Origin of the sequence: Bradyrhizobium yuanmingense (genome assembly GCF_029167105.1) — a bacterium.
Lineage (GTDB): Bacteria > Pseudomonadota > Alphaproteobacteria > Rhizobiales > Xanthobacteraceae > Bradyrhizobium > Bradyrhizobium yuanmingense_A.
The window spans coordinates 63,892-76,884 of record NZ_JARFML010000029.1 but is presented as its reverse complement, the minus strand read 5'-3'; the positions used below and the strand labels follow the sequence as shown (position 1 = coordinate 76,884).

Below are 12,993 nucleotides of genomic sequence, written 5' to 3'. Positions count from 1 at the left end.
GATATTATCCGAACAGATCGAAGCGCCAGCCAGATCAGATTTCGGAGCCCCGCACGCCGCCAGCGTTGCGGGGTTTCCTTTGGAGGGGTGCATTAGGCCACAGCCTCCGCCGGCTTCCACTCGCCGCGCTGGTACGCCTCAATGTCATCCTCAAACCACACACGGGTGTGCCCGCCCGGGTCGAGCTTCTGCCCGCCGGGAAACTTGTTGTCCTTGATCTTCGCGTAGAGGGTGGATCGGCTCCAGCCCGTGCACTCCAGCACCTTCGGCATCCGAAGGACCTTCCGCGCTGCCATCGTGTGATCTCCTATCCATTGTCCAATCGGAGTGATTTGGACGCGGATAGAATCTCAGGTTTGGGCAGCGGCGTCTAAAACGACTGCGCCAATAATCAAACGTCCGGATTGGCTTCCCAGATAGTCCTAACTGCTCGCGGGGACACGCCTCGCAATTTCGCTACCTCTTTGATGATTGCTTCCCGTCCACGATAGAGGCCGGGCAGGGGCATTCGGTAGTGTCGAGGCTTGTCCTCTAATTTCTTCTTGTTGTCGCGGATGATCTCGATGGCGTAACGCACTTCCTCCGGAAGGTCGCCGGGGATCTTCTGCTCCGGGTGCAGCGAGCCATAGTAAGAGACAATCGCGCGCTGATGCTGCGGGAGGTCCAGCGGATCCGCTTCGCCTTCCTCTTGCCAGGACACTCCAGCGGCCTTACTGGCGCGCTCGCGGGACTGCTCTAGCCGCTTCTGCCACGCCAGCCGCCGGCAGTCCTCCAGGATTTGAAACTCGAGCAGCGGGGTTATTGTGGACGGACGGCCTGCGCCCTCACGCTTGCCGCCGCGGCTCATCGCCTTGCTCCGATTGCCACCACGTTGTCACCGGCCGGCGCCTTGGCCTCGCAATAGCTCGCCCAATCCTGCATGAGCCGAACGCGCTTCTCCCGCTGATCGCCGCGCCGATATGCCCGCTCGGTCTTGTCGCTGACAATGTGGGCCATCGCCATTTCCGTGAGTTCGTTGGCGTAGGCCGTCTGCTCGGAAGCCCAATCCTTGAAGGTGGAGCGGAAGCCGTGGACGGTAGCCTTGTCACCGTCATAGCCCATTTCCCTCAAGGTTTCGGCCATCGCCATGTTGCTGAGGCCGGCGCCTTCCTTGCCGCCAGGGAAGATGAAATCGCCATCACGGGGTAGGTCGGCGAGGATTGCCAGCGCTCGATCAGACAGCGGGATAACGTGATCAGGCCGGCGCTTGCCTTTCTTGCCCTTCATCAGCTCGCCCGGAATGGTCCACGTGTTCTCTGCTTCGTTGATCTGATCCCACTTCGCGCCGATCGTGTTGGCGGTCCGGGTGACGTTGAGGATTGTAAACTCCAGAGCCCGCGCGCTGACGCCGTCGCGCTTGCGAAGCTTCGCCATGAAGGCCGGCAATTGCTTGTAGGGCAGGGCGGCGAAGTGCTCCACAGGGGCGACCTGAGACTTTCGAGGCAGGAGCTGGTCAAGGTGGCCGATCCAGCGAGCCGGGTTTTCGCCGTCGCGAAGGCCCATAGCCTTGGCCCGGTCCAGCACCTTCTCGATCCGACCGCGGACGCGACTGGCGGTCTCGGTCTTGCTCGTCCAGATCGGTTCAAGGATCTTCATGACGTGATTGCGATCGACCAGCGCCACCGGCAGGTTGCCGATGGTGGGATAGGCGTAGGTCTCGAGCGTGGCTTCCCATTGTGCGGCATGCTTGGCGCTCTTCCAGCCGGCCTGGTTTGCCTTGATGTAGGCTTCGGCACACTGTCGGAAGGTCGTTGCCTTGGCCTTCTCAGCTTCGTGCTCAGCCACCAGGGCGAGCTTGCGCGCTTTCCGCTCCTCGATAGGGTCGCGGCCCTCAACAACGATCAGGCGCTGCGCCTGCGCCAGCTTCCGTGCATCCTTGAGGCTGACCTGATCGACGTCACCGAGACCCATCTTGCGAGCTCGGCCGCGGATCATGAAGCGGAAGATCCAGCTCTTCGTCGGCTTCTCGCCTTCAGTGTACGACGGACTGACCTGCAAATAGAGCCCGTTCCCGTCGCCATAGAGACCGGGCGGGATGTCGGTTTTCTTGATCCACTTATCAGAGAGTTGGTTGACCGCGCGCCCCATGCCGTTCTCCTACGTATTGAGCTACGTACAAAACAGACTTGGAACCTATCGGACAATTTCGGACGTGTCTAGACCGTAGAAGCGTGATAAACTCTATTTTTATAGGGTATTCTGCGACTCTACTGGACAGATCAGGACTGGCAAAATGATCCCACCCCTTCCGCCAGTGTATTGATCCGGCAGGCCGCGTAATCGGCGAGCGCGCTAATGTAGCACCCGTGCGGCCTCGGCAAGCCGCACCTTCTCTCTCAGGGCGTCAAGCTCCTCGAGGGCGTCGAGCAGTCTCACCAACTCGCGGGCGATCTGTTTCAGATCGGAACTCCGGCTTGTAAGAATACGGCCTCGTTGTGCCATTGATGTACGCCTCCTTGGGTTGGAGATCTCCTTGGCAAGAAGCACGCCGAAGCGCTCCTCGAAGCCGTGGGCAAAATTAACCACGTGACCGTGCGACGATCGCGGCGCTCGAGAACTCCCGCCATCGGCCTTGCGCAAGCTCAGCTGCGCCGTTCGCGGACAAGGTCGGTCGTGCAGCTCCCGATGAAGTAGGTAACTTTCCGCGCAACGAGCCCCCGAGTTGCCATCTGCCCCGCTTATCCTCAAGCTATGGGCGATTCGTGAGTCGGGGGATTCATGGAACGGAAGCCGTTTGAGAGCATGTCTCTCGAGGAGCTGTGGCGACTCCACACGGTCGTCAATGACATCCTGGCCGCGCGACTCGTAGCCAAAAAGGAAGAGCTCGAACGGCGATTGGAGCTGCTCAACCGGGAGCACAAGTCTTCCAATTAATGGGATCGCCCCGATCCGCGGGCGTCCCCACGGTCACGCTGAACGAACCTCCAAGCTGGCTCTTGCAGTGCCGCGCCAATCGTGCCGACCACCGCGGCGCAGGTCGCGGCCGTCGCACCAGAGCGGCGCCTGCGACCCGTTCGACGACCCAGGCTGTGTGTGGGAATTGGGTCACAGCTGAAGACATTGAGAAGAGGGCGGGAACGTCCTCTCGGCAGGTGGCTTGTTGCACCGGCGACGGTCTCGGTTTCACGGGGCAGGAGCCGTCCGGCGGCCCTGCATCATCATGCCCCCGGCCGATGCGGGGCCGCCTCTCTCAATTCAGCTCTTGGTATCACTACCCTTCAGCGCGTTCCACGCGGCCTTGTTCGCCTGATCGAACGCCTTGCGGGATTCGGCGAGGGCGGCGCTCATCACCGACCATGACTCGCTGCCGGCCTGCTTCAGCTTCTGCAGGCGCGCTTCCGCTTCGGAGGCGTCGGACTTCATTTGCTTGAGCGCGGCGTCGATGTCCACGGTGCGGGCAGCAGTGATTTTGCCTGCGGCCTCGCGGAATTTCTCTGCGGCTTCGCCCCAGGCCTTGGCCTGTGCAGCCGCAAGATCTCTGAACGTGGCCTGTTGCTGCTCGAGCTGTTTGCCGGCGCTTTCGAAGTAGGTTTTCATCTGGGCTTCGAATCCGTTCCATTGCCGCTCCAGCTCGGTCTTGGCGTCGGCCCACGCTGCTTCACCGGCCTGCGCCTTGGTCTTGAGTAGTGCCTGAAACTCGTCGCGTCGCTTGGTCAGATCGGACAGGAGCTGATCGGTCTTCACCTTTGACTCAGCCTTGGCCTGGCCGGCCTTGACCTCGAACGAGGCCAACGCCGCGTCCATCTCGTCGATCCGCTCCTTGGCCCAATTGAGATAGAAATGCATGCTGCTCTGCTGTGACATGGCCGTCTCCGTTGATCTGCCGACGTCAGATTTCCAGAGGTTCGGCTTGCCTGTATTGACCTGCCTCAATGACGCCATGGACGGAGCGCTGCGCATCCGAGGCAAGGGACGCAGGGACTTACGTCAGGAACGCTATCGAATGTGACAGATTAGCCCGACAGCAAGCTTCACAGCGGGCAACGCATGTTCTTCCTTTTCTCGAACCGGCTTGGATGTCTCGGCTCGCTGCTGATCTCCGGCATCGTCACGGTGGCGCTGCTCTTCCTGCTCGGACTCATTCAGTTCTGATCATCATCGCCTGGGATCCGATCCGTCATCTCCGGCTTTCGAGATGGTGCCGCCAGGAACTTGGCCTCGGCTCGCCTGTTGTTCGCACGCGCGACCATACGGAGAGCAGCCTTGGAAAGCACCATCATTGGAGAATTCGATACGCGCCGCGGCGCCGAGCTTGCGGTTGAGCATGTCGTGCAGGAATGCGGCGTGCCGCGAGGCGACGTCTTCGTCCAGCCCGCGGGCGCGGCGAACACGGTGGGAACACGCGCGGCGGGCCCTGACGTCAAGTCAGCGCCCACACCTGAGGGGCGGCAGAAGCTGGAAGGCCTGATCGAGGTTTCCGTCGATTTTCACGGCGACGCCCCTGAGAGGATCGTGGATGTGTTGAGGAGTGCCGGCGCGAAGTTTGTCCGCACCAAATGATGAATTGTGCGATGGGCCCAGTGAGTGCCGGACATCCGGCATTCGCAGCGAACCGCAGCCGTTGACGTCGTGGAACTCCTTGAGCTTCCAGTGCGTTTAGACGCAAACGCGAATTGCGAGGTCCACCTGCTTCAGAGCGCATCGACCCTCATTCCCGGCGACACCGTCTGGCGGCGGTGCAGGGCGCGGCGCGTGGCGGTTCTGAACGATGCCGCGGCCTATTTCGCAGCCCTGCGGGAGGCCCTGCTGGAGGCGCAGGATCTCGTCTACGTCGTCGGATGGGACATCCATAGCAGGACGCGCCTGGTCGGAGCTTCCGGACGTGCCGATGATGGCCTGCCTGAGGAGCTCGGTCCGTTCCTGCGCGCGCTGGTGCAGCGCAGGCCCGCCTTGCGCATCAACATTCTCGTCTGGGACTTCGTCTCGTTTTACGCCTCCGAGCGGGAGTGGAATTCCGCGGCGAAGTTCACTGCCGGCACCGATGGCCGCGTCCGGTTTCATCTGGACGCCACGCTTCCGTTTGGTTCGGCGCAACACCAGAAGATCGTCTGCGTCGACGGATCACTTGCGTTCGTTGGCGGCCTCGATCTGACGATCAGGCGCTGGGACACGAGTGACCATCGCGCCGAAAATTCCATGCGCTGCGATCCTCAGCGCAAGCCCTATCCGCCGTTTCACGACGTTCAGTGCCTGGTCGACGGGGATGCTGCGGAGCAGCTGTTCGCTCTCACGGAGCAACGCTGGCGTGCGGCAGGCCAACATTCCGATGAACCGCGCGCGCAGAGGAATGGTCGCTGGCCGGCGAACGTGCCTGTCGAGGCCGAGGACTTGCCGGTCGGGATCGCCAGGACCGAAGTGGTCTGTCCTGCAGGCTCAACCATCAAGGAGGTCGAACGCTCCTTCATTGCGGCGATCCGATCGGCAACGAGCTTCGTGTACATCGAAAATCAATTCACCAGCGCGACCAGGATGGCGCACGAATTGGCGGAGCAGATGTGTCGCGTGCCGTCGCTTCGGGTTCTGGTCGTCGCTCCGAAACTGCATTCCTCGTGGCTTGAGTCCCAGGCCATGCAGAACGGCCGCGGCGCTTTCATCGACTGCTTCAGCTCGGCCGGAGTGGCCGATCGCATCCGCTTCGTCCATCCGGTCTCCCGCAGCGGAAATAAGGAAGCTGCCGTGATGGTGCACAGCAAGCTCATGGTGGTCGATGACCGGATCCTGCGGATCGGCTCGGCCAATCTGAATAATCGGTCCATGGGCGCCGACAGCGAATGCGACCTCATCTTTGAAGCTGAATCCGAGCAGCATCGGGATTTCATCGCCTCGGTCCGCCGACGTCTCATCGCACATTTCTGCGGTCTCGACGAACAGGCTGTTACGCAAAACGAGCATCGGCTGTTCGCTCTGCTGGACCAGATGTCGAAAAAGGGTGGAGCGAAGACGCTGCGAAAAGTGGAGGCCTCGGTTCTGACCAGCACGCTTGCCACCCTGGTTCAGCCGGTGGCAGATCCTGAGCTGCCGCTGCATCTGGAGCGCGCGGCATCGCGGATGTGGAGCACGAAGACGATCATCGGAATCGCCTCGATCGCCCTGGCGCTCCTTGGACTGGCGCTGGCCTGGTCGTACACGTCCCTGAGCGATTACACCGATGCGGGCCGGATCTCGTCATTGCTGTCTGCCTATTCGCAATCCGTCTGGGGACCGCCATTCGCGATCGCGGCCTTTGTCGTCGGCGGGCTGGTCATCTTTCCGGTTCTCGTGCTCATTGCGGCGACTGCTGCCGCACTTGGGCCGTGGCTGGGTTTCGTCACCGCAATGGCGGGGGTCTTGCTCAGCGCGCTCATCCTTTTCGCGATCGGACGGTTCCTGGGCCGAGAGCGCCTTCAGCGTTTGCTGGGACGCCGTGCCGCGCGCATCCAGGAACGCGTCGTCGGCAAGGGAATCCTGGCCGTCGTCGTCATCCGGATGATTCCGATTGCGCCGTTCTCGCTGGTGAACGTCGCGGCTGGTGCAAGCACGCTGCCGCTCCGTGATTTCCTGGTCGGAACGCTGCTGGGCATGATGCCCGGCATTCTCGCCATGGCCGTTCTGGGAGCGCAGATCGCAGATCTGGCCAGGAATGCATCCTGGAGCAACGTCTTGCTGCTCACGCTGGCATTCCTGGGCTGGCTCGGCGTCTGTGCGGGCGCTCAATTCCTCGCGACGTGGCTCGCCGGGAGGCGTTGATGGCGCCGATGCGCTTCATGACGTGGAACGTGCACGGCACGTTCAATCTCAATCCGACGTTCGATCTGGAAGGTGTTTGCTCCATCATTCGCAAATGGTCACCGGACGTCGTCGCCCTTCAGGAAGTGGATTCCCGATCGCGGTCGGACGATCCGTTTGCGAAGCTGGCGCGTGTCGTCGGCGATCATCGCGTTCATGCCAAGTCGATCGTCACGGAGGATGGTGACTACGGCCAGATGCTCATGAGCCGCTTTCCGTTCTCCAGCGTGCCTGAGATCGTCGACGTGTCGTATCGAGAGCGGGAGCCGCGCAGGGCGATCGCGACGGGATTGCTGACGCCTTTCGGCGACGTCCGCGTGGTCGCCACTCATCTCGGCCTCAGCATCCACGAGCGTTATGCGCAGGCTCAGGCCGTGGTGAGCCTGGTGAGGCCGGAAAGGACCGTCATCCTCGGCGATTTCAACGACTGGTTCTGGGTGAAATCGGTGCGGCGCGTGCTCGCGCAGGCCTGCCCGAACCGGACGCGGTTGCGGACCTTTCCGGCGCATCTGCCTTTGCTTCGGCTCGACCGCATCTATGCAACGCGGGACAGCCGGTTCGACAAAGTCTGGACCGACCAAAAGGCGAGAGCCTATTCGGACCATCTGCCCGTGATTGCAGATATCACAATCTGACGGTTCCGGCGGGCGGATCGTGGACGGGCTCCGGCGCAATTGAGAAAAGCGTTGTGCTAGAGGAACTTAGCTACTGTGCATGGGGTTGTTTTCGGACAACTTTTATGCCCCGGCCGGCGGTGTCGAACGGGACCATGCGGAACTTTTTCCTCACGGCCACGTTCATTCGGCATGACTGAAGACCTTTCCTTCCGACGCAAACCCCTGACCCCCGAACAGCGCCACGCTCGCGATGCGGCTCGGCGGATTGAGGCGGAGAAGGCCATGCGCGACCACGAAGCGGCGCAGAAGGCGTTCTATGCCAACAAGGAACGGCTGAAGGCCGAGCGGCTGGCGCGCGAAGCGGCGGCGGCGAAGGGCTGAGCGAACGCGCTCAGCCGCGCAATTTCCAAAAAAATCGCATCTGCTGGCGGCCTGCATTTGATTGTCGGCCGCCAATGCCGCTTGGGTGTCTGCTTCCCATCGGCAGGCTTGACGGCGCTTCGCTTCCGGGAGGAAGCTTCTGATGATCCAAAACTGACCTGAACCACGGAGACGTTGGCTCCCGACAAGTCCGATCCTCATCAGCGACGCAGAATGGAGCTGACCATGACCACGTTCGACAAGCGCGAGCAGGCCTTTGAAGCCAAATTCGCCCAGGACGAGGAATTCATGTTCAAGGCCACGGCGCGGTCCAACAAGCTGCTCGGGCTGTGGGCCGCAGGCCAGCTCGGGCTCAGTGGCGATGCCGCTGCAAGCTACGCGGCGGCGCTGGTGACGGACCATCTGGAGAGCAGGACGATGGGCGATGTGGCCGGCAAGGTGGCGGGCGATCTCGCAGGCAAGGGGATCGCGCGCGAGCAGGTCGCGCAGAGGCTTCAGGAATGTCTGCACCAGGCGCTGGCGCAACTCGAAGCGGAGCGGCAATGACATCCGCTGCCGCGTTCATTCGGCGCGCTTGCCGCCTTCCGCCGGCTGTGCCGTTTCGTGCTACCGTGCCGGCCGCCGGAGACGGCGGCGAGCGGGAGGTGGGGCATGTCACGGGGCAGCTTTGGCAAATGGTCCGGCGCAATCGCATGCGCGGGCGCCATGCTGGTCGGTGCAGGTGGCGCCGAGGTCGCGGCGACGCCGCTGACGCCGTTTCGCTACGAGGCGCAGGCCCAGCGTCATTGCCCGCGCGACAGGGTGGTTTGGCTCGACTTCAGCAAGGGCGTCTATTACCGCAAGGGACAGAAGCGCTACGGCCAGGGCTTCGACGGCAGCTTCGTCTGCCAGAACGAGGCCCGCGGCGGCTTCTACCGCCGCTCGCTGTTGGGCCTGCGCTGAGCGGCGGATTTCGGCGGCTGGCGGACGCGCCGGTTATTTTGCTGACGGCAGCCTGACCGGCACGTGCGGGGAGGTGCTGATGACCCGGGGGCTTCCATCCGGATAGGTGCGGTTGCCGCGGATCAGGGATTCCAAGACCAGGAAGAACTTCTCGGCAAGCATTTGCGTCACCTTCATTGGTGATGGCCTCTTGCAATTGGTCGAGGGGCCGAACGCAATAATTCAATCAACTGAATGGGAGCGGGGACAGCCGCGCCTGCTGCGCCGCAATGGAGAGAACCGTATTGGACAGCAGGACGTGCGGTTCAGGCAAACGCCAGCGCGACGAGACTCGAGCAGAGCAGCACCAAGCCGCCGGCGGTCAAGGCCAGGAAGCCATCGGATACGAGGTCATGATTACGCATGGGACACCTGCCGCTCTCGTTTTCGATGCGCGACCGGACCGACCAAGACCGTCCGAACGCGCCGCCTTGAAAGAGGTGATGCTTGCCGCCCGCGCGAGTGCCTTCAGGCCCTCGTGCGGTAACCCTCGAACGCATGGGCCAGGAAGATCCCCGCGCTTACCAGACCCATCAGTGCCGAAACCGTCTCGATCATCGTTAAATTCCAAATCCCGCCCTCGCATCCGAGAGAACGCGGGCGGCCTTGCACAGTCAAAAGAATTTCGGTGAGCGGCGCGACAATGGGGGTGGAGTGAGGATTTGGCGCAACAGACTGTCCGGCACTGGCACAGTGCAGAGGCCATCGCCCCGTAGAACAACGGAAAAATGCGAACGTCCCGTTTACCATCCCGGCGTGTTCGCCGTGGGCTCCCCATTTCCGCCGCGTTCGGGTTGCGTTATCGTTACCGCTTCCGAGACGGTGGTGGGCCGCCTCGGACGAGATGACCGGACAGCGCTCCCCGTAGCCAAAGCGGGTTGGGTACGCCTCCGGCGAAGTGGTATTTGGGGCGCATGGGGATCCGTCGGTCAGATTCGGTTTTGCGGGCGGCGCGCGGTGTTGCGGCGGTCGCGACCTGCCTTGCACTCGCCAATTGCGCCTCCTCGAACAAGTTCGCCAGCCGCGTCGACCCGAAATACGGCGTGTCCTCGAGCCCGCGGGTGGTGGCCTTCGGCGATCCGGTCCCGAAGGGCGGCGGCACCTACCGCGTCGGCAAGCCCTATGTCGTGGCGGGCAAGACCTACGTTCCAGAGGAGGACGTCAACTACCGCGCCGAGGGCATGGCGTCCTGGTACGGTCATGATTTCCACGGCCGCCTGACGGCCAACGGCGAGGTGTTCGACATGACCTCGCTGACCGCAGCGCACCCGACCCTGCCGATGCCGTCCTACGCGCGGGTCACGAACGTCTCGAACGGCAAGTCGCTGATCGTCCGCGTCAATGACCGCGGGCCCTATCACGGCAACCGCCTCATCGATGTCTCGAACAAGGCCGCCGAACTCCTTGAATTCAAAGGGAACGGCGTTGCCAAGGTCCGGGTCGAATATGTCGGCCGGGCGCCGCTCGAAGGCTCCGACGACCGCCAGCTTCTGGCGACCCTGCGGACCGGCGTTCCGGCGCCGTCCCCCTCGATGGTCCGGGTCGCCTCGGCCAAGCCGTTTGTGCCGGAGCTGCCGTCCTCGACCCGCGGTGCCATTCGCGGCGAGGTCCCGATGCCGGAGGGGCGGCCATACAATCTCGGCAGCACCTCGGCCGATATGGCTTCGCTCAATGCTACCTCGGAAATGTCGGCCTCGAGCCGCAGCCGGGGCCGGGCGCCCCAGAACGCCCGCGCGGTGTCCTATGGCGAGGACGGTCGCTACGCCGCCGACAGCGCGGCCGCATCGACCGATGGCGCCGCCGAGGCCCGCAGCATCCTGAGCGGCCGCGGCCTCTACTGAGCCGCGCTCTCCTTCAAGAACGTGACGAGCGCCGCATTCACCTCTTCGGGTCGCTCCTGCTGCACCCAATGGCCGGCGCCCTCGATGATCAGCTTGCGCTTCAGATTGGGCAGCACGCGCTCGAGCTCGTTGACGCGCTTGGCCCCGATCAGGCCGGTGATGACGGCGTCCTTCGAGCCTGCGATGAAGAGGGAAGGCTGGTGAATCTGCGCGTCCTGCCAAGGCGCGGTCAGCTCCCAATTGCGGTCGATGTTGCGATACCAGTTCAGCCCGCCGCGGAAGCCGGACTTGCGGAAGGCCTCGGTGAAATAGGCCAGGTCTGCCTCGCTGAGCCAGCCAGGCAGCGGCTCGTCGGCGCCGGCGTGGCCGAGAAAGCCCTTGCCCTCCTGCACGAACATGGCCGCGGTGGGATCGGCGAGGCCCCGCCCGCCGAGGACGATGCGCATGGTGCGTGCGACGTCACGCTCGAGCTCGGCCTCGGCGACGCCGGGCGTCTGGAAATATTGCCAATAGAAATTGGTGACGCCGCCCTGGCGCAGCAGGTCGAGCGGCTTGCCGCGGCCACGGAACGGCGGCGGCACGCTCAGGCCAGCGACCGCCGTGAAGATGTCGGGCCGGAACAGCGCAGCGTGCCAGGCGACCGGTGCACCCCAATCGTGGCCGACCACCATCGCCTTGGTCTCGCCGAGGGCCTGGACGAGGCCGACCAAGTCGCCGACCGTGTCGAAGATCGAGTAGGCGTTCACATCGAGCGGGGCCGCGCTTTGACCATAGCCGCGCATGTCGGGGGCGACGACGTGAAATCCGGCTTCGGCGAGCGCCGGGATCTGGTGGCGCCAGGAATAGGACAGTTCCGGCCAGCCGTGGCACAGCACCACCAGCGGTCCCTGGCCGGCTTCGCGGACGAACAGCTCGACCCCGTTGGCCTTGATCATGCGGGTTGAGGACATTCGCTTTTCCGCCTTGTTTCAGGGGTTTGCTCGAAAAACATGAGGCACCACGATAGGGGCGCAGCGAGAATCGTGCAATCTCGGCGACAAGCGTCCAACCGCGTGTTGTTCGCATCTGTTCCAGCTGTTAGAACGCCTCTCTCAGGGCTTTGCCATGGCACTTCGTCTTCCTTTGCTTCGTCGCAACCGGCTCACCGCCGCAGCGCTGGCGCGCGGGCTGATCGCGACGGTTTTGGCGGCGGCCATCGGCTGGGGCGGGGCGCTCAATGCGGCCAACCAGAGCGTCCAGGGCGGCAAGAAAGCAGAAGATGCCGGCTTCGACGGCGATGCCCCGACCGCGATCCTGATCGAAGCCTCCTCAGGCAGTGTGCTGTTCGAGAAGAATGCCGACGAGCTGCGCGCGCCCTCGAGCATGATGAAGCTGATGACCGCCGAGGTCGTCTTCAATGCCATCAAGAAGGGCGACATCAAGCTGAACGACGAGTATCGGATCAGCGAGAATGCCTGGCGCAGAGGCGGGGCCCCCTCGGGCGGCTCGACCATGTTCGCCGCCATCAACAGCAAGGTCTCTGTCGACGATCTCCTGCGCGGCGCGATCATCCAGAGCGGCAACGACGCCTGCATCGCGCTGGCCGAAGCCATGGCGGGCAATGAGCGGATCTTTGCCGCCGACTTCATGACCAAGCGCGCCCGTGAGCTTGGCATGACCAGGTCGACCTTCGCCAATTCCAGCGGTCTGCCCGATCCCGGCAACAAGATGACGGTGCGCGAGCTCGGCATGCTCGCCCGGCACATCATCCTGGACTTCCCCGACTTCTACAAACTGTTCGGCGAGAAGGAGTTCACCTGGAACAAGATCCGCCAGCAAAACCGCAACCCGCTGCTCAATTCGATGGAAGGCGCTGATGGCCTGAAGACCGGCTACACCAAGGAAGGCGGCTACGGCATGGTCGGCTCCGCCGTGCAGAACGGCACGCGGCTGATCGTCGTCGTCAACGGTCTTGACGATCCCGAGGACCGCGCGACAGAAGCCAAGAAGATGCTGGAATGGGGGTTTCGCAATTTCGAGACCCGCACCCTCATCGCGGCCGAGCAGCCCGTCGGATATGCCAAGGTGTTCGGCGGCGAGAGCCGGTCGGTCAAGCTCGTCGCCAAGACGCCCGTGAAGGTGATGGTGCACAAGAACGGCAGCGACAAGCTGATTGCGCGCGTCGTCTATAGCGGCCCGGTGCGTGCGCCGGTCGAGGCCGGTCAGCGGGTCGGCGTGGTCAGGGTCTGGCGCAGTGGCAACATCGCTGTCGAGACGCCGGTCTACGCCGCGGAGGCGATCGGCACCGGCTCGACCATGCGCCGCGCGATCGACGGCGCCAGCGAGCTCGTGATCGGCATGTTCCGCGCAGGTGCCGAGAAGCTCTGATC

Annotated in this window: 15 protein-coding genes; 8 read left to right on the top strand and 7 right to left on the bottom strand. The window is 63.3% G+C overall.

The window, feature by feature from the left end:
- Positions 1-92: 92 nt before the first annotated feature.
- The 5 genes from P0R31_RS30190 to P0R31_RS30170 all read right to left on the bottom strand — a co-directional run bounded on the left by P0R31_RS30190 (position 93) and on the right by P0R31_RS30170 (position 3,843).
- Positions 93-296, bottom strand: a complete 204-nt coding sequence (locus P0R31_RS30190) for a helix-turn-helix transcriptional regulator (protein WP_275518113.1) — start codon at positions 294-296, stop codon at positions 93-95.
- Positions 297-391: 95 nt separating this feature from the next.
- Positions 392-847, bottom strand: coding sequence for a hypothetical protein (locus P0R31_RS30185; protein WP_275518112.1), 456 nt, complete (start codon positions 845-847; stop codon positions 392-394).
- On the bottom strand, positions 844-2,127 hold the full coding sequence (locus tag P0R31_RS30180; protein WP_275518111.1) for a tyrosine-type recombinase/integrase: 1,284 nt from the start codon (positions 2,125-2,127) through the stop codon (positions 844-846). Before P0R31_RS30180 ends, P0R31_RS30185 begins: the two co-directional genes overlap by 4 nt.
- Positions 2,128-2,331: 204 nt before the next feature.
- On the bottom strand, positions 2,332-2,619 hold the full coding sequence (locus P0R31_RS30175) for a hypothetical protein (protein ID WP_271542225.1): 288 nt from the start codon (positions 2,617-2,619) through the stop codon (positions 2,332-2,334).
- 615 nt (positions 2,620-3,234) lie between these two features.
- A complete protein-coding gene (locus P0R31_RS30170; protein WP_275518110.1) occupies positions 3,235-3,843 on the bottom strand; it encodes a hypothetical protein in 609 nt (202 codons plus the stop codon).
- A 399-nt stretch (positions 3,844-4,242) separates the two neighbouring features.
- Between P0R31_RS30170 and P0R31_RS30165 the strand changes: the two genes are divergently transcribed.
- The 6 genes from P0R31_RS30165 (at position 4,243) to P0R31_RS30140 (ending at position 8,744) form a co-directional block, all read left to right on the top strand.
- Entirely contained in the window at positions 4,243-4,539 is a 297-nt protein-coding gene (locus tag P0R31_RS30165) for a hypothetical protein (RefSeq protein WP_275518109.1), read from the top strand.
- 390 nt (positions 4,540-4,929) lie between these two features.
- Entirely contained in the window at positions 4,930-6,765 is a 1,836-nt protein-coding gene (locus P0R31_RS30160) for a VTT domain-containing protein (protein ID WP_275518107.1), read from the top strand.
- Positions 6,765-7,439, top strand: a complete 675-nt coding sequence (locus P0R31_RS30155) for an endonuclease/exonuclease/phosphatase family protein (protein ID WP_275518106.1) — start codon at positions 6,765-6,767, stop codon at positions 7,437-7,439. Before P0R31_RS30160 ends, P0R31_RS30155 begins: the two co-directional genes overlap by 1 nt.
- A 171-nt stretch (positions 7,440-7,610) precedes the next feature.
- Positions 7,611-7,802 (top strand): hypothetical protein, encoded by a 192-nt coding sequence (locus tag P0R31_RS30150; protein WP_035999201.1) that lies wholly within the window; start codon positions 7,611-7,613, stop codon positions 7,800-7,802.
- A gap of 225 nt (positions 7,803-8,027) precedes the next feature.
- On the top strand, positions 8,028-8,348 hold the full coding sequence (locus tag P0R31_RS30145; RefSeq protein ID WP_275518104.1) for a DUF1476 domain-containing protein: 321 nt from the start codon (positions 8,028-8,030) through the stop codon (positions 8,346-8,348).
- 105 nt (positions 8,349-8,453) lie between these two features.
- A complete protein-coding gene (locus P0R31_RS30140) occupies positions 8,454-8,744 on the top strand; it encodes a hypothetical protein (RefSeq protein WP_275518102.1) in 291 nt (96 codons plus the stop codon).
- A gap of 33 nt (positions 8,745-8,777) precedes the next feature.
- Here P0R31_RS30140 and P0R31_RS30135 read toward each other — a convergent pair whose 3' ends face one another.
- Positions 8,778-8,921, bottom strand: a complete 144-nt coding sequence (locus tag P0R31_RS30135) for a hypothetical protein (RefSeq protein WP_275518100.1) — start codon at positions 8,919-8,921, stop codon at positions 8,778-8,780.
- A 776-nt stretch (positions 8,922-9,697) separates the two neighbouring features.
- Here P0R31_RS30135 and P0R31_RS30130 point away from each other — a divergent pair.
- Positions 9,698-10,624: a septal ring lytic transglycosylase RlpA family protein gene (locus tag P0R31_RS30130; RefSeq protein ID WP_275518096.1), complete on the top strand. Its 927-nt coding sequence runs from the start codon at positions 9,698-9,700 to the stop codon at positions 10,622-10,624.
- On the opposite strand, the gene P0R31_RS30125 is transcribed toward P0R31_RS30130, so the two are convergent.
- Positions 10,618-11,574, bottom strand: coding sequence for an alpha/beta fold hydrolase (locus P0R31_RS30125; protein ID WP_275518095.1), 957 nt, complete (start codon positions 11,572-11,574; stop codon positions 10,618-10,620). The genes P0R31_RS30130 and P0R31_RS30125 overlap by 7 nt on opposite strands.
- A 154-nt stretch (positions 11,575-11,728) precedes the next feature.
- Between P0R31_RS30125 and P0R31_RS30120 the strand changes: the two genes are divergently transcribed.
- The gene (locus P0R31_RS30120) at positions 11,729-12,991 is read left to right on the top strand and encodes a D-alanyl-D-alanine carboxypeptidase family protein (protein WP_275518094.1); all 1,263 of its coding nucleotides are present in this window, start codon (positions 11,729-11,731) and stop codon (positions 12,989-12,991) included.
- Positions 12,992-12,993: the final 2 nt, after the last annotated feature.